Source organism: Pseudomonas typographi (assembly GCF_014694385.1).
Lineage (GTDB): Bacteria > Pseudomonadota > Gammaproteobacteria > Pseudomonadales > Pseudomonadaceae > Aquipseudomonas > Aquipseudomonas typographi.
Genome location: NZ_JAAOCA010000018.1, coordinates 24,325 through 39,393, shown reverse-complemented (window position 1 = coordinate 39,393; position 15,069 = coordinate 24,325). Strand labels below are relative to the sequence as shown.

Below are 15,069 nucleotides of genomic sequence, written 5' to 3'. Positions count from 1 at the left end.
ACGTATATTCGGTGAGTTTACGCCTAACTTGGATGTTGGGCGTTCAGTCAAGTATGTGTTCAGGTTCTGAAACACAATTTCGCCACGCATCGGCAAAATCGCGCAAGCGCCCGCTCGGGTGAAACACGGCTTTCCAGATTCGCGCCATAGCCATTACATCGCTGGCGGGGGGTAGCTGCGGGTGCTCATGCTGCACCAGCAACCAGGCAATGGCTGTGGCATAGCGAAGGTTCACCGTGAGTTCCAACTCTGGCCCGGTGAAGAATGCATGCTGGCTGGCCAGGCCGCGCACACGGCTGGCCAAATGCGGGTCCAGGGCGAGGTAACGGTCCCACAGCAAGGTGTGTCGAGTTTTGTCTATGCCATATAGGCCGTGGCCGCGGCGCGCGCACAGGGCGCCGCCGAGCCGGCTTTGGCTGGCGGCGATGCCTAAAAGCAGCGCTTGGGCGTTGCGGCGGGGGCGTTGGCCAAGGTACGCCAGGGTTGGTTGGATAACATGCTGACACAAATCCTTTGCGGCAATGCCCATGGTCGCCTCGCACCTTCGATAGAGGGTGGCGGGCCCAGCGCTGGCAGCAATGAATCGGTAGGGCCCACCGTAGGGCATGCGAAAACACACCCTACTTAAAGTGTAGTGTGAATTTACGCGGGTAAAGGGCTGTTTTTAAAACATTAGCGGCCACCTAAGGTGGCCGATATTCCGCTTGGCGATTATGCGGCCCTGCGCTCAGGCCATCAGGGCCTGGCGGGTGCGGTCGATCACGGCCTGTAAGGGCGCAGCCGCGCCATATTGGTCGGGGTACAGCCGCTCGCTACGGCGGGCGACGCCGTGCTCATTGACCACGGTAAAGCTGAAGCTGCCATTGCGGGTGGCCAGGATCATGCACTTGAGCGGCGCAAACGCGTGGGTCAAGGTTTCGATGGCTTGGTGGGCCTGTAGGTTATGGTTCATATTGTGTGTTCCTGCGTAGACACGGCATCAGAGCCGTGTGAAATCAAAACGTTCCAATCACGCCGGCCGACAGTGGGCCGCACGGAGAACTCGTCGGAACGATAAGGCCGGCATGTGACGCCTGTGTGAATAGGCGCCGGCAGTAGGTACATGAGAGGCCAGGCAGCGCAAGGGGATCGGTTCAATCCTCGGCGAAGGCCCTGGGTCAATTTGCCGTTGCGCCACGTCGCGGTATGCAATGTGCGGTGCGCAGGTAAGGCCGGAGGGTCCGTCAGGGCAGCAGGAATAGGTATCGGCGGATACCTGAAAAGCTGGAGGGGGACTTGCGCGGCCAAAAATTGAATTTCAGCTTGGTACTTACAAGCGGCGAACCCTACAGGTAATCGGCCCGCTTAGCAAGCGTAAATATCGCCAGTGGCCGTGGGGGCTTCGGTTCATTTGGCCGGCCTTTATGCCAAATCGATCACAAAAAGCAGGAAACTTTCGGCTTTGCCCCCTTGCCTTTTTTTTAAGCGTTGTGCACACGCCGCGCAAAACTGTCACATTCACCGCACCGCCTGGCCTACGCTGTTTTGCTGGGTTAAGTCAATGAAACCACACGCTTTTTTTAGTTGGTGAAAAAATCGACAGTTTGTCTCCAGCCCCCTATCCATAAGCCTTTGCGAGATATTACTGGGCGTTGTCCACTAGGTTATCCACAGCTTCTGTGGATTGTAACCTTTAGCCTCTCTAGCATGCGGTTGAGAGGCGGCTGAGAGCCCTGCGGGCCTTACCTCACGCGGCACCATCCATCCCCCGCCGGCGTATCGCCAGGCTTATATCAGTGCTTTTTGCCGCTGGCGGTTGAGCAGGGCGCGTAGGGCCGCCGGCTTTACCGGCTTAGGTAGGTAGTCCAGGCCCATGGCCTGGACGCGGGCCACGGTTTCGCTGCGCGCGTCTGCGCTGATGACCACCCCGGCGATGGGCGCTTGCAGCCGCGCGCGTAACCACGCCACCAATTGCGGGCCGGTATCGCCGTGGTCCAGGTGGTAGTCGACCAACACCCACTGCGGTTGCAAGCCCTGGCTGAGCGCCTGTTCGCATTCGTGGCGGTCACGCGCGGTCCACACCTCGCACCCCCAACGGCTGAGCAGGCTGTGCATGCCTACCAGGATGCTCTCTTCGTTGTCGACGCACAGTACTCGCAAACCGGTGAGCGCGCCGCGTTCTTCCGCCGCTGGGCGCAGTGGCCGGGGCGCGGCCTGCACCCGTGGCACGCTGACGCTGAACATGCTGCCGCGGCCCACCCAGGAACGTACCGCCAGGCGGTGGCCCAGCACCCGGCACAGGCCGTCGGCGATCGCCAGGCCCAACCCCAAGCCCTTCTCGGCCCGGGTTTGCTGGGTGTCCAAGCGCTTGAATTCTTCGAAGATCACTTGCAGTTTATCCGCGGCGATACCGGCGCCCCGGTCCCATACCTGCAGTTCCAACGCAGCGCCACGGCGGCGTACCCCGAGCAGAATTGGACCTTTGCCGTAGCGAAAAGCATTGGTCAAAAAATTCTGCAGCACCCGCCGCAGCAGCTTGATGTCACTGCTTACCTGCAGGCGGCTGCCACGTACGCGAAAATCCACGCCCTGCTGCTGGGCCAGGGCGCGGAATTCGGCGCCAAGGGTGTCATACAGCTCGGCCAGGGCGAAGGGCTTACATTGCGGCATGACACGGCCATTTTCCAGGCGCGAGATGTCCAGCAGGTCGCCGATCAACTCTTCGGCCGAACGCAATGAATGATCCAGGTGGTCGACCAGTTCCCGGCTTGGTTGCGGCAATTGCTCGGTTTGGTGTGACAGCGCTGCGCAGAACAGCCGGGCGGCATTCATTGGTTGCATCAGGTCGTGGCCTACCGCGGCGAGGAAGCGGCTTTTGGAGCGGTTGGCGGCCTCGGCCGTGCCCTTGGCCTCGCTCAGCGCCTGGTTCAGTGCGCGCAGTTCGTGGGTGCGTTCGGCCACGCGTTGTTCGAGGCTTTCGTTGGCGTTCTTGAGGGCGCGTTCAGCCTCGCGAAAGGCACTGATGTCGGTAAAGCTCATCACGAAGCCACCGCCTGGCATGGGGTTACCCACCAGTTCGATCACCTGGCCGTTGGGGAACACCCGCTCGGACGTGTGCGCGCGGCCCTGGCGCATCCAATGCAGGCGCCGCGCCACGTGCACCTGCGCCTCGCCGGGGCCGCAGAAGCCGCGTTCGGCATTGAAGCGAATGATGTCGGCGATGGGCCGGCCCACGGCGATCAGCCCGTCGGGGTAGTTGAACAGTTCAAGGTAGCGGCGGTTCCAGGCCACCAGGTGCAGGTTCTGGTCGACCACGCTAACGCCCTGGTTGATGTTCTCGATTGCGCCCTGCAGCAGGGCACGGTTGAACTGCAGCACTTCGCTGGCTTCGTCGGCGATTCGCACCACGTCATCAAGCTGCATGTCATGGCCTTCGATGGCCGCCTTGACCACCGCGCGCGAGGACGAAGTACCCAATACCCCTGCGAGCAGCCGTTCGGTATGGGCGATCCACTGTGCATCGGCACGTTGGCTGGGGTTGAAGCCCTTACCCTGGCGGTGGGCGAAGCGGTTGAAGCTGGCCCGTGCACGCTCCTGGCCAACGAAGCGCCCGGCCAATTGCAGCAGGTCGTCTAGCCGCACTGCCAGCAGGCCCCGGCTGCTGCTGCGCAGGTAGCTTTGCTGGCCCACGAAGCGCGCGGCCTGCCAATGCTCGGCCACACGGGTGCGGGAAAACAGCGATACCCAAACGAACAACGCAAGGTTACCGGCGAACGATAGCGCCACCCCTTGGGTCAGGGGCGAGGCGGGCAGGTGCAAGGGGTTGGCATGCAGCCAGGCAAGGCCGGGGAAAGTGCTCAGCGGCAGGCCCAAACCGTGGGCCGCCACCGGTAGCACCAAGGTATAGCACCAGATGAAAATACCTGCGCCAAGGCCGGCGAACACCCCTTGGCGGTTGGCTTGCTTCCAATACAAGGCGCCGAGCATGGCCGGCGCCAGTTGGGTGATCGCGGCGAATGCGATCTGGCCGATCGTCGCCAGGCTAGCGGTGGAACCCAGCAAGCGGTAGCTCACGTAGGCCAGCAGCAGGATGACCACGATGCTTACGCGGCGCACGCTCAGCATCCAATGGCGGAACGCTTCGAACGGCCGCTCGGCGTTCTGCCGGCGCAATAGCCAAGGCAGCAGAATATCGTTGGACACCATGGTCGACAGCGCCACGCTGGCCACGATCACCATCCCAGTGGCCGCCGAGGCGCCGCCGAGAAAGGCCAACAGGGCCAAGGCCGGATGCGCTTCGGCCAGCGGCAGGCTGATCACGAACGAGTCGGGAAGCACCGAGGCCGGCAGATGCATCTGGCCCGCCAGGGCGATAGGTATCACGAACAAACTGGCCAAGCCCAGGTACACCGGAAATACCCAGCGCGCCAGGCGCAAATCGTCGGGTTGGGTGTTCTCTACCACGATCACGTGAAATTGCCTCGGCAGGCAGATAATCGCCATCATCGCCACCGCACTTTGCACCAGCATGGCCGGCCAATTCACGGTCTCCTGCCAATACGCCTGCAGGCGCGGGGCCAGGCTTGCTTGGCGCAGCAGGTCGTCGAAGCCATCATAGAGGCCGTAGGTCACGAATACCCCCACAGCCATGAACGCCAGCAACTTCACCAGCGCCTCGAAAGCAATGGCCAGTACCATGCCGCGGTGATGCTCGGTGGCGTCCAGGCTGCGGGTGCCGAACACGATGGTGAATAGCGCCAGCGCCAGCGAAATCACCAGGGCAGTGTCTTGTACGCGGCTGCCAGTGGCATCGGCACTGGCGCCGATCAGCAGGTTCACCCCCAACACGATGCCCTTGAGCTGCAAGGCAATATAAGGCAGCACACCGATCAGGCAGATTAAGGTGACCACCACTGCCAGGCTTTGCGATTTGCCGTAGCGCGCGGCGATGAAGTCGGCGATCGAGGTGATGTTTTCCTGTTTGCTGATCAGCACCATTTTTTGCAGCACCCAGGGCGCGAACACCATCAGCAGTATCGGCCCCAGGTAAATGGGCAAAAACGCCCATAATTGTTCGGCCGCTTGGCCAACGGCGCCGAAGAATGTCCAACTGGTGCAGTACACCGCTAGCGACAAACTATAGACCCAGGCGCGCGCCCGCGGCGGCAGCGCGGCACGGCGGCGGTCGCCCCACGACGCGATGGCGAACATGATGGCCATATAGGCCAAGGCGACGACGGCAATCAGGCCGCTGGACAACGTCATGAGGGGCTCCGCTGGCAGAACGGGACACGCATGGCGGCAGTCTCGCATGGGGGCGGGTAGGTGAACAGCCTGTGAAGTGGGCGAGCGCCTTGGCGCTCATACAGTGCTAATCGGCTTGCCTGGCGCTTACCTGGCCAACGCCCGTGCGACCCAAACCTTCAACTGCGCGGTGCTGGGTAACTGCTCGGAGAACACGACCCGGTACACCATCGGTGCAGCCAATTGGTCCACCAGCAGGTCGGCTGCCGGGGCCTGTTCGCCGCGCTGCAAGGCGCGCTCGGTGATGTGTTGCAATTGCCCGCGCAGAAGGTTCGAGCATTGGCAGGCAGCGCCGCTGTTGATGAAGTCACGGACCATCGCCCGGCCCGGTTCGGAGCCCAATTCGTCGACGTATTGTTCGGCCCAGGCGAGCAGGTCGCCATGCAGGCTACCGGTGTCCGCAGGGGCTGTGTCTGGGCGCAGGCGCTCCAGGCTCACGTCGGCGAGCAGCGTGGGTAGGTCGCCCCAACGCCGGTAGATGGTCGAAGGCGTGACCCCGGCGTGGCTGGCGATCAAGGGCACGGTCAGGCTTTCGCGCGGCTGGGTAGCCAGCAACTCGCATACGGCCCGGTGAATGGACTGTTGCACGCGGGCGCTGCGCCCACCGGTACGGATAGGTTCTCGAATGGCCATGGGCCGCAGCTTATCACAAAGGGTTTGCGTTAAGAGGTCGGTGCCGCGCACACTGCGCCTAACGCAAAAACTTAGCTTTTGTTAGGAGGCACCCATGTCCCCCCGGCTTTCCCTGGCCTACCTAGCGTTTATTCTGTTGTGTTTGCTGGCGGCCTCCAGCGCACCCACACCGTTGTACCCGCTGTATCAACAGGCCTGGGGCTTTTCCCCGGCTATGCTGACACTGATTTTCGGTATTTATGCGCTGAGCCTGCTGCTGGCACTGCTGACAGTGGGCAAATTGTCCGATCACTTGGGCAGGCGCCCGGTTATCGCGGTGGCACTGGTGCTGGAAGGCCTGGCCATGGGCTTGTTTTTGCAAGCACAGAATGTCGCCTGGCTGATCGCGGCGCGGGTGTTGCAAGGCTTCGCCACAGGTATGGCCACCAGTGCGCTGGGCGCCGCAATGGTCGACCGCGACAAAACCCAAGGGCCTTTGCTCAACAGCGTGGCGCCCCTGTTGGGCATGGCCGCTGGGGCGCTGGGCTGTAGCGTGCTGGTGGTGTACGGGCCTTGGCCCCTGCGGCTGGTATATGCACTGATGGCCGTGCTGTTCGTGGTGCAACTGGCCTTGCTCCCTTGGCTCTCTGAAAGCGTTAGCCGCGCGCCCGGGGCGCTGGCCTCGCTGGTGCCGGCGTTACAGGTACCGCAGCAGGCGCGCGCAGCTTTGTGGCAAGTGTTGCCAGTAGACATCGCGTGTTGGGCGCTGGGGGGCTTTTTCTTGTCGCTGGCGCCGTCGTTGGTTAGCGCGGCCACGGGGCTGGCCAGCCACCTGCTGCCCGGCGCCCTGGTGGCTACCCTCACCGTGGCGGGGGCATTGGCCATCTACCGCCTGCGCCAGCACAACCCGGCATGGGTGCTGCGCTTCGGTACCCTGATGCTCGCGTTTGGGGTGGTGCTGCTTTTACTCGCCGTGCACACCGGGCAGGCGGCGCTGTTTTTTGTGGCCACGCTCATTGCCGGGGTAGGCTTTGGCTCCAGTTTTTCTGGCGCGGTACGTAGCGTGATCCCCCTGGCTCACGCCCATGAGCGGGCGGCACTGATGTCGGCGTTTTATGTGCTGAGCTACCTGGCTTTTTGCGTGCCGGCGCTGCTGGCCGGGCTATTGGTCAAGCGCTTTGGCCTAGTGGTGACCAGCGACGGTTATGCCACCTTGTTGCTGGTGCTGTGTATGCTGTCGGCGCTGGCGATGTGGCGTGCGAGCGATTCGGCACGTTCCAACGCCTAATGGGCTGTTTCAGATGTTTGCTGCACAATGCTGACGGTGGATTTTGCCGCCAGGCGACTCGGCTTGGTGGTAAAACGATTGCCAAAAATGGGCTGCTGACTTCTGCAACGTACCTGATCAAAAGGCAACCGAGAACCCTAAGCCCATGCGCTCACAAACCGGCCTGCTGCGCACGCGCAGATTCCTGCCCTTTTTTATTACCCAATCGTTGGGTGCATTCAACGACAACCTGTTCAAGCAGGCGCTGATCCTGGCGATTCTCTATAAGTTGACCCTGGGCGGGGATCGCACGGTGTGGGTCAACCTTTGCGCGCTGTTGTTCATCTTGCCGTTCTTTTTGTTTTCAGCGTTGGCTGGGCAGTTAGGCGAAAAGTTTGCTAAACACCGGCTGATTCGCGCGATCAAGCTCGGCGAAGTCGCGATTATGGCGGTAGGGGCCGCCGGCTTGGTCAGTAGCCATTTGCCGTTGATGCTGCTGGCGTTGTTCGCGATGGGCGTGCACTCGGCGTTGTTCGGGCCGGTGAAGTATTCGATCTTGCCACAGGCGTTGCGCGCTGATGAGCTATTGGGCGGCAACGGCCTGGTGGAAATGGGCACCTTTTTGGCGATCCTGGCCGGGACCATCAGCGCCGGTGTGCTACTGAGCCACCAGGGCTATGGGGGGGCGGTGTCGTTGGCCATCGTGGGGGTGGCCGTTGCCGGTTACCTGGCCAGCCGCTTCATTCCACCGGCCCCTGCCGCCAGCCCGGCGCTGGTGCTGGACTGGAACATCGCCCGGCAAACCTGGCTCACCTTGAAGCTGGGGCTAGGCCAGCCCCAAGCGGTGTCTCGTTCCATACTTGGCAATTCCTGGTTCTGGTTCGTGGGCGCGATCTACCTCACGCAGATCCCGGCCTACGCCAAGCAATGGCTGCACGGTGATGAAACCGTGGTCACGCTTATCCTGACGGTGTTCTCGGTGGGCATCGCGCTCGGTTCGCTGCTGTGCGAGCGATTGTCGGGGCGTAAGGTTGAGATTGGCTTGGTGCCGTTTGGCTCTTTTGGCCTGTCGCTGTTCGGCTTGCTGTGGTGGTGGGCCAGTGGCCAAGTGCCGGCAGCCGCTACGCCCTACGATTGGCTGCAGCTACTGGCCATTGGCCCGGCCTGGTGGGTATTGGCGAGCATTCTGGGGCTGGGCGTATTCGGCGGCTTTTATATCGTGCCGCTGTACGCGTTGATCCAATCGCGCACCGCCGAGGGCGAGCGGGCCCGGGTGATTGCCGCCAACAATATTCTCAACGCGCTGTTCATGGTGGTGTCGGCAGTGCTGGCGATCCTGTTGCTCAGCGTGGTGAGGCTGTCGATCCCTCAGCTGTTTCTGCTGGTATCGCTGATGAACGTCGCCATCAATGTGTACATTTTCAGCATCGTGCCGGAGTTCACCGCGCGGTTTCTCATTTGGCTGCTCGGCCATTCGATGTACCGGGTCAGCCACCATGGGCTTGAGCACATTCCCGAACACGGCGCCGCGCTGCTGGTGTGCAACCATGTGTCGTTCGTCGATGCCTTGCTGTTGGCGGGGGCCATTCGCCGGCCCATTCGCTTCGTGATGTATTACCGCATCTACAACCTGCCGCTGCTCAATTTCGTGTTCCGCACGGTGGGGGCCGTGCCGATTGCCGGGCACTCGGAAGACCTGGCCGTTTACCAGGCGGCCTTTGAGCGCGTGGCCGCTTACCTGGCCGCTGGTGAACTGGTGTGCGTGTTCCCGGAGGGCAAGCTCACCACCGACGGCGAGGTCGATGCCTTCAAGGGCGGGGTCAATACCATTTTGCAGCGCAGCCCAGTGCCGGTCATTCCGTTGGCACTGCAAGGCTTGTGGGGCAGTTTTTTCAGCCGCGCGCCCCATAAGGGCTTATTCAAGCGCTTGTGGTCGCACGTGGCGGTGGTCGCCGGGGAGCCCCTGGGGGCGGAAGAATCGGTACCCAGTGTGTTGCGCGAGCGGGTGATGGTGCTGCGCGGGGAGGGGCGTTAGTGCGCTATTTAAGAAGTTGGCTACACCGGGGTGCAGCCTTTTCTGAAAACACTACGGGTTAATCCTTCAACCGGCGGAACCAGGTTGACAGCAACGCCCCGCTGATGTTGTGCCACACGCTGAACAACGCACTGGGCACGGCGGCCAACGGCGAGATATGCGCGGCGGCCAGCGCGGCGCCCAGGCCGGAGTTCTGCATGCCCACCTCCAGCGCCAGCGATTTGCGTTGCGCCAGCGGCAGGCCAAACAGGCGGGCGGTGCCATAGCCGAGGAGGTAGCCAAAGCTGTTGTGCAAGATCACCACGGCCATGATCAGCAAGCCGGTTTCGGCGATCTTCGCCTGGCTGGCCGCTACCACCGCGCACACGATCATCACGATACTGACCACCGACACCAACGGCAGCACCTCCACCGCCAACTGCACCTTGTTGCCGAGCACGCGTTGGGCCAGCACGCCGAGCACGATCGGCAGCATCACGAACTGCAAGATCGAGAAGAACATCTCCCAGAACGACACCGGCATCCAGGCCGAGGCCAGCAGCCAGATCAACGCCGGGGTGGCCAACGGGGCGATCAACGTGGTGACCGCGGCGATGGCCACCGACAGCGCAAGGTCACCCTTGGCCAGCCAGGTCATCACGTTCGATGAGGTGCCGCTGGGGCAACAGCCCACCAGGATCACGCCCACGGCGATCTCCGCCGGCAACTGGAACAGCTGGCACAGCCCCCACGCCACGCCGGGCATGATCACAAAGTGCGCCACGCAGCCCAGCCCCACTCGCCAGGGCTGGCGAAACACCGCGGCGAAGTCATCGAGCTTCAGCGTCAAACCCATGCCGAACATCACCAGGCCTAGCAGGGGCACGATGGCGCCTTTGAGCACGATGAACACGCTGGGCGCGAAGAACGCCAAGATGGCGAACAACAGCACCCACCAGGCAAAGGTGTTGCCAACGAAACGGCTAAGGGCGGCTAAGGCACGCATGGTTGTTCCTATTTGTTATGGGGGGCAGGCGGTCAAATGCCTTGTGGGGTGTCTTCGCCGCCCAGGGCGTCGAACAGCGCCGGGAGGAATTGGCCGAAGGTCAGCATCATCAAGGTGAAGCTGGCGTCCAGTTGGCCCAGGGCCTCGTCACCGCCATCCTGCTCGGCTTGTTCCTGCAGCAGCTCTTCGAAGCGCAGGCGCTTGACCGTGAGCTTGTCGTCGAGCACGAACGAGAGTTTGTCTTGCCATCCCAGGGCCAGTTGGGTAACCAGCTTGCCGGTGCTCAAGTGCAGCTGGATTTCGTCGCTGGTCAAGTCTTGGCGCTTGCAGCGCACGATGCCGCCGTCTTCGTCGGTGTCGCGCAACTCGCACTCGTCCAGTACGTAGAAGTCTTGGGCGGCTTGTTGCGCCTTGACCCAGCCGGTCATGGTCGCGGTAGGGGCTATTTTCACCGTCAGCGGGCGCACCGGCAGGGTGCCGAGCACTTCGCGCAGGGTAGAGAGCAGGTCTTCGGCGCGCTTGGGGCTCGCCGAATTGACCAATATCAAGCCCATTTTCGGGTCGATGGCGGCGAAGGTAGACGAACGGCGAATAAAGGCGCGGGGCAGGAAGGCCTGGATGATCTCGTCCTTTATTTGGTCACGCTCCTTTTTATAGACCTTGCGCATTTGCTCGGCTTCGATTTCATCGACCTTTTCCTTGACTGCGTCACGCACCACGCTACCAGGCAGAATGCGTTCTTCCTTGCGTGCCGCGACCAGCAGGAAATCCCCGCTCACATGCACTAGGGGCGCATCGGCGCCCTTGCCGAACGGCGCAACGAAGCCATAGGTGGCCAGTTCCTGGCTGGCACAGGGGCGTGCGGGCTTGCTCGCCAGGGCGCCTTCCAGCGCTTGCGGGTCGAAGGGGATATCCTGGGTCAGGCGGTAGACCAGTAGGTTCTTGAACCACATGGGGCTTGCGTCTCCTCAATGCATAAGGGGCGCATTATTCTCCGGGACGGGTGCCGGCGCCAACCATTGGCTAGGTCTTTGAAAGCACTGAAGAAAAATATTAAAAAAGTGCTTGCCATAGCGGTATGCCCTCCGTAGAATGCGCGCCACACCGAGAGACGAAGGGTGATTAGCTCAGCCGGGAGAGCATCTGCCTTACAAGCAGAGGGTCGGCGGTTCGATCCCGTCATCACCCACCACTCGTTCACGAGGTGTATCGCGCAGCGGTAGTTCAGTCGGTTAGAATACCGGCCTGTCACGCCGGGGGTCGCGGGTTCGAGTCCCGTCCGCTGCGCCATATTCGCTTCCATCAAGGCCCACTGAACGCCTGGAAGCTACGGAAATGGCGGCCTTGTGCCGCTTTTTTTGTTTTCTGAATTCCAATGGAATCCCTCGCCAGCCACGGTTTTAAGTACGCATTTAACTACACTGCTGGCACAGCCTTTTACGATTTCTTGCTCATCAATTCTCGTATGGGTTAGCCGAGGACAGCAAGCCGTAGATGGCGCGCCGAGCGTCAGGCTCGGGGCAGAGCAGAGCGCATTTTTTGGCAAGCGATACTTTGCGAACGTACTGAGCCAAAAGGCTGCGGGGTCGGATATCGTGCATAGCACAAAAGGGCTCTAAGGCACCAAATCCCGCCGGTAGCTCCCAGCATTGGTGGGCGGAAAATAATCAGAAAGAAGCTATCGGCTGCACGTGCCAGCCTAATTGGCCGGAAATCTGCGCCGTGGTTTCCATGAGCCGCTTGACATAGTCCTGCTTGAGTTCTTCGCGAAAGCGAAAGCAGGGGAATGACACGCTCATGCCGCCGATCACATGACCAAAGCGGTCGCGGATGGGTGCGGCCAGACAGCGCATATTGTCTTCGAATTCTTCATGGTCTTCGGCGTAGCCCTGGGCGCGAACCACTTCCAATTCTTGCAGATAGGCCTCGATGCTGGTCAGGGTGTTGGCTGTACGGCGCTCGAAGCTTTCGTCCTGCAAATGGGCGATTAGCTCGGGCTGCTCCAACCATGCCATCAGTACCTTGCCGATACCGGTGCAGTACAGCGGTGCACGTCGACCGATGCGTGAGTACATGCGCAGGTTGTATTTGGAGTCGATCTTGTGCACGTAAACGATGTTGCCTTCGTCGAGAATTCCCAGGTGCACGGTTTCGCCGGTCAATTCGTTGATGCGGCGCATGCCCGGTTCCGCCTCACGGATGATGTCCAAGTGGGGAAGGGCTTGTGCGCCCAGTTCAAAAAGGCGAACGCTGAGCCGATAGCGATCTTCGGCATCCTGCACTACATAGCCCCGAGCCTTGAGTGACTGCAGAAAGCGATAAACCGTACTTTTGGACATGTCCAGTTTTTGGGCGATTTCCGATACACCGCTTTCCTCTGGATGATCGGCCAGGGCCTCAAGGACGGCCATCGTCCGGCCGACGGCAGAGACCAGTTCGTTATTCTGGATGGTGCTGTGGTCCATGAAGGCTCCAACGGGATCGGAAAACCCAAAATATATGCCGGCAGATCAAAACGCCGTTTCATTTTTGTTGACAGCTTAGGATATCTGATTAAAATCGGCCACAGGTTTTTTAAAATGAAACGCCGTTTTAAATATAACAAAGGCGCGTAATTATGAAGGTGCTTTCCGGGCAAAGCCCGCAATCCGTGTCACCTCGGCCACTCAAAGTGGCGCTGGTGGGCGAGTGCATGATCGAGATGCGCGGCGAGCCAGCCTTAGGTTTCAGCCAGACCTTCGGTGGCGACACGCTCAACGCTGCGGTTTATCTTTCCCGTTTGAATCCCTGCTCCCGGATTGTTGCGGACTACATCACCGCCATCGGTGCCGATAGCTTCAGTGATGCCATGCGCCAGTTGTGGCGCGACGAAGGCGTCGGCGACCAGCATGTACGCGTGATCGAGGGTGCGCTGCCGGGGCTGTACTTCATCCAGACCGACACCCAAGGCGAAAGACGCTTTCTCTATTGGCGTGGCGAAGCCGCAGCGCGGAGCATGTTCGACGGTGTTGACGCCGGCGCTGTGTTGCACGCTCTGGCGCATTACGACTACATCTACCTGAGTGGCATCAGCCTGGCGATTCTCACGGCCAATGGCCGGCAGCGGCTGATGCAGGCCTTGCACCTTGCCCGTGAATCCGGCACGCGCATCGTCTTCGACAACAACTACCGTGCCCATCTGTGGCCCGATGCCCCAACGGCACGCCAGGCCTATGAGGACATGCTGCGCCTGACTGACCTGGCCCTGATCACCTGGGAGGACGACGCCGCACTGTTCGGTTATACCGATGTCGAGGCGTTGTTCCGCGCCTACGCGCATTTTGGTGTCGCCGAAGTCGCCCTCAAGCGTGGCGTCGCTTCGTGCTTGGTCCAGTGCGCCTTAGGTCGTTTCGAAGTGCCTGCCGAGCAGGTGGGGCGGATCATCGACACCACGGCGGCGGGCGATTCCTTCAGCGCGGCCTATCTTTCGTGCCGCCTGCAAGGCGGTGATCCACAACTGGCTGCACGTTGGGGCCATCGCCTGGCGGCCGAAGTCGTCCAGCATCGCGGTGCGCTGATCCCCAGCGCCGCCATGCCCAGCCTGGACATGCCTTCATTTATTTGTGCGGCAGAGGCCTGATCCTATGAAAATCACTGAAGCCCGCGTCATTGTTACCTGCCCGGGTCGCAACCTGATTACCCTGAAAGTCATCACTGATTCCGGCCTCTACGGCATCGGCGATGCAACCTTGAACGGCCGCGAACTGGCGGTGGTCGCCTACCTTCAAGAACACGTGCTGCCAGCACTGATCGGTCGCGATGCCCAGCGCATCGAAGACATCTGGCAGTACCTGTATCGCGGGGCCTACTGGCGCCGTGGCCCGGTGACCATGACCGCCATTGCTGCCGTAGACGTCGCCCTGTGGGACATCAAGGCCAAGGCTGCGCAGATGCCGTTGTACCAGTTGCTCGGTGGCAAAAGCCGTGAGCGGGTGATGGTCTACGGGCATGCCACGGGCAAGGACATCGAAGGTTGCCTGGATGAAGTCGCCCGTCATGTCGAGCTGGGTTACAAGGCCGTGCGCGTGCAATGCGGGATTCCCGGCATCGCCACCACCTATGGCGTGGCCAAGCGCAGCGGTGAACGTTACGAACCGGCCGACAGCGACCTGCCCGCCGAACATGTGTGGGACACCGCCAAATACCTTAACCATGTCCCACAGTTGTTTGCCGCTGTGCGCGAGCGCTTTGGCGATGGCTTGCACATCCTGCATGACGTGCATCATCGCCTTACACCCATTGAATCAGGGCGCTTGGGCAAGTCGGTCGAGCCATTCAACCTGTTCTGGCTCGAAGACTGCACCCCGGCCGAGAATCAGGAAGCCTTCCGCCTGATCCGCCAACACACCACTACGCCGTTAGCGGTGGGTGAGGTGTTCAACTCCATTCATGACTGCCGCGAACTGATCCAGGAACAGTTGATCGACTATATCCGTGCCACCCTGGTACACGCCGGTGGCATTACTCATGTGCGACGCATTGCTGATTTTGCCGCGCTCTATCAGGTGCGCACCGGCTTTCATGGTGCCACCGACCTGTCGCCGGTGTGCATGGGCGCGGCGCTGCATTTCGATACCTGGGTGCCCAACTTCGGCATCCAGGAATACATGCCCCATGACGAACGTATCGACGAGGTTTTTCCCCACGCCTATCGCTTTGAAGACGGCCACTTCACCCCAGGCGAAGTCCCAGGGCATGGCGTCGACATCGATGAGAACCTGGCAGCGAAACACCCCTACAAACGCGCCAGCTTGCCGGTCAATCGCCTTGAAGACGGCACGCTCTGGCACTGGTAGGGCCGTTTCGACTGATCAATAACTATAAGAACACAGGGCCCCACCCGCCCTG

General features: G+C 61.2%; 11 protein-coding genes and 2 tRNA genes. 6 read left to right on the top strand and 7 right to left on the bottom strand.

The genetic code is table 11. The features are described from left to right. Positions 1 to 43: 43 nt before the first annotated feature. The 4 genes from HAQ05_RS15040 to HAQ05_RS15025 form a co-directional block, all read right to left on the bottom strand. Positions 44 to 529, bottom strand: a complete 486-nt coding sequence (locus HAQ05_RS15040; RefSeq protein WP_190421971.1) for a hypothetical protein — start codon at positions 527 to 529, stop codon at positions 44 to 46. Between the two features lie 198 nt (positions 530 to 727). Beyond that, a complete protein-coding gene (locus tag HAQ05_RS15035) occupies positions 728 to 952 on the bottom strand; it encodes a hypothetical protein (RefSeq protein WP_190421970.1) in 225 nt (74 codons plus the stop codon). A gap of 815 nt (positions 953 to 1,767) precedes the next feature. Continuing rightward, a complete protein-coding gene (locus HAQ05_RS15030; RefSeq protein WP_190421969.1) occupies positions 1,768 to 5,244 on the bottom strand; it encodes a hybrid sensor histidine kinase/response regulator in 3,477 nt (1,158 codons plus the stop codon). A 126-nt stretch (positions 5,245 to 5,370) separates the two neighbouring features. Beyond that, complete coding sequence (locus HAQ05_RS15025) at positions 5,371 to 5,916, bottom strand: TetR/AcrR family transcriptional regulator (protein ID WP_190421964.1); 546 nt, start codon at positions 5,914 to 5,916, stop codon at positions 5,371 to 5,373. A gap of 94 nt (positions 5,917 to 6,010) precedes the next feature. Between HAQ05_RS15025 and HAQ05_RS15020 the strand changes: the two genes are divergently transcribed. Together HAQ05_RS15020 and HAQ05_RS15015 are read left to right on the top strand one after the other, a co-directional pair. Beyond that, on the top strand, positions 6,011 to 7,183 hold the full coding sequence (locus tag HAQ05_RS15020) for an MFS transporter (RefSeq protein WP_190421962.1): 1,173 nt from the start codon (positions 6,011 to 6,013) through the stop codon (positions 7,181 to 7,183). A 145-nt stretch (positions 7,184 to 7,328) separates the two neighbouring features. Continuing rightward, positions 7,329 to 9,197 carry an MFS transporter gene (locus tag HAQ05_RS15015; protein WP_190421960.1) on the top strand — a complete coding sequence of 623 codons (1,869 nt, stop codon included), beginning with the start codon at positions 7,329 to 7,331 and terminating at the stop codon, positions 9,195 to 9,197. Positions 9,198 to 9,255: 58 nt separating this feature from the next. Here the strand turns inward: HAQ05_RS15015 and HAQ05_RS15010 are convergent, their stop codons facing one another. Both HAQ05_RS15010 and rdgC read right to left on the bottom strand, forming a co-directional pair. Further along, positions 9,256 to 10,182 (bottom strand): bile acid:sodium symporter family protein, encoded by a 927-nt coding sequence (locus HAQ05_RS15010; protein ID WP_190421958.1) that lies wholly within the window; start codon positions 10,180 to 10,182, stop codon positions 9,256 to 9,258. A gap of 32 nt (positions 10,183 to 10,214) precedes the next feature. Further along, positions 10,215 to 11,135 carry a recombination-associated protein RdgC gene (gene rdgC / locus HAQ05_RS15005; protein ID WP_190421956.1) on the bottom strand — a complete coding sequence of 307 codons (921 nt, stop codon included), beginning with the start codon at positions 11,133 to 11,135 and terminating at the stop codon, positions 10,215 to 10,217. 163 nt (positions 11,136 to 11,298) lie between these two features. Between rdgC and HAQ05_RS15000 the strand changes: the two genes are divergently transcribed. Both HAQ05_RS15000 and HAQ05_RS14995 read left to right on the top strand, forming a co-directional pair. Next, positions 11,299 to 11,374 (top strand) — tRNA-Val (locus tag HAQ05_RS15000). A 21-nt stretch (positions 11,375 to 11,395) separates the two neighbouring features. After that, positions 11,396 to 11,472 (top strand) — tRNA-Asp (locus HAQ05_RS14995). Positions 11,473 to 11,849: 377 nt separating this feature from the next. On the opposite strand, the gene kdgR is transcribed toward HAQ05_RS14995, so the two are convergent. Continuing rightward, on the bottom strand, positions 11,850 to 12,647 hold the full coding sequence (kdgR, locus tag HAQ05_RS14990) for a DNA-binding transcriptional regulator KdgR (protein WP_190421954.1): 798 nt from the start codon (positions 12,645 to 12,647) through the stop codon (positions 11,850 to 11,852). 152 nt (positions 12,648 to 12,799) lie between these two features. Here kdgR and HAQ05_RS14985 point away from each other — a divergent pair, with 152 nt between their 5' ends. Then, positions 12,800 to 13,801 (top strand): sugar kinase, encoded by a 1,002-nt coding sequence (locus HAQ05_RS14985; protein ID WP_190421952.1) that lies wholly within the window; start codon positions 12,800 to 12,802, stop codon positions 13,799 to 13,801. Between the two features lie 4 nt (positions 13,802 to 13,805). Then, complete coding sequence (gene manD, locus HAQ05_RS14980; protein WP_190421950.1) at positions 13,806 to 15,017, top strand: D-mannonate dehydratase ManD; 1,212 nt, start codon at positions 13,806 to 13,808, stop codon at positions 15,015 to 15,017. Positions 15,018 to 15,069 lie beyond the last annotated feature (52 nt).

Coding starts and splice junctions, on each gene's coding strand:
- HAQ05_RS15025 (WP_190421964.1), bottom strand. CDS start 5,916: ATGGCCATTCGAGAACCTATCCGTACCGGTGGGCGCAGCGCCCGCGTG.
- HAQ05_RS15010 (WP_190421958.1), bottom strand. CDS start 10,182: ATGCGTGCCTTAGCCGCCCTTAGCCGTTTCGTTGGCAACACCTTTGCC.
- HAQ05_RS15030 (WP_190421969.1), bottom strand. CDS start 5,244: ATGACGTTGTCCAGCGGCCTGATTGCCGTCGTCGCCTTGGCCTATATG.
- HAQ05_RS15040 (WP_190421971.1), bottom strand. CDS start 529: ATGGGCATTGCCGCAAAGGATTTGTGTCAGCATGTTATCCAACCAACC.
- manD (WP_190421950.1), top strand. CDS start 13,806: ATGAAAATCACTGAAGCCCGCGTCATTGTTACCTGCCCGGGTCGCAAC.
- HAQ05_RS14985 (WP_190421952.1), top strand. CDS start 12,800: ATGAAGGTGCTTTCCGGGCAAAGCCCGCAATCCGTGTCACCTCGGCCA.
- rdgC (WP_190421956.1), bottom strand. CDS start 11,135: ATGTGGTTCAAGAACCTACTGGTCTACCGCCTGACCCAGGATATCCCC.
- kdgR (WP_190421954.1), bottom strand. CDS start 12,647: ATGGACCACAGCACCATCCAGAATAACGAACTGGTCTCTGCCGTCGGC.
- HAQ05_RS15020 (WP_190421962.1), top strand. CDS start 6,011: ATGTCCCCCCGGCTTTCCCTGGCCTACCTAGCGTTTATTCTGTTGTGT.
- HAQ05_RS15035 (WP_190421970.1), bottom strand. CDS start 952: ATGAACCATAACCTACAGGCCCACCAAGCCATCGAAACCTTGACCCAC.
- HAQ05_RS15015 (WP_190421960.1), top strand. CDS start 7,329: ATGCGCTCACAAACCGGCCTGCTGCGCACGCGCAGATTCCTGCCCTTT.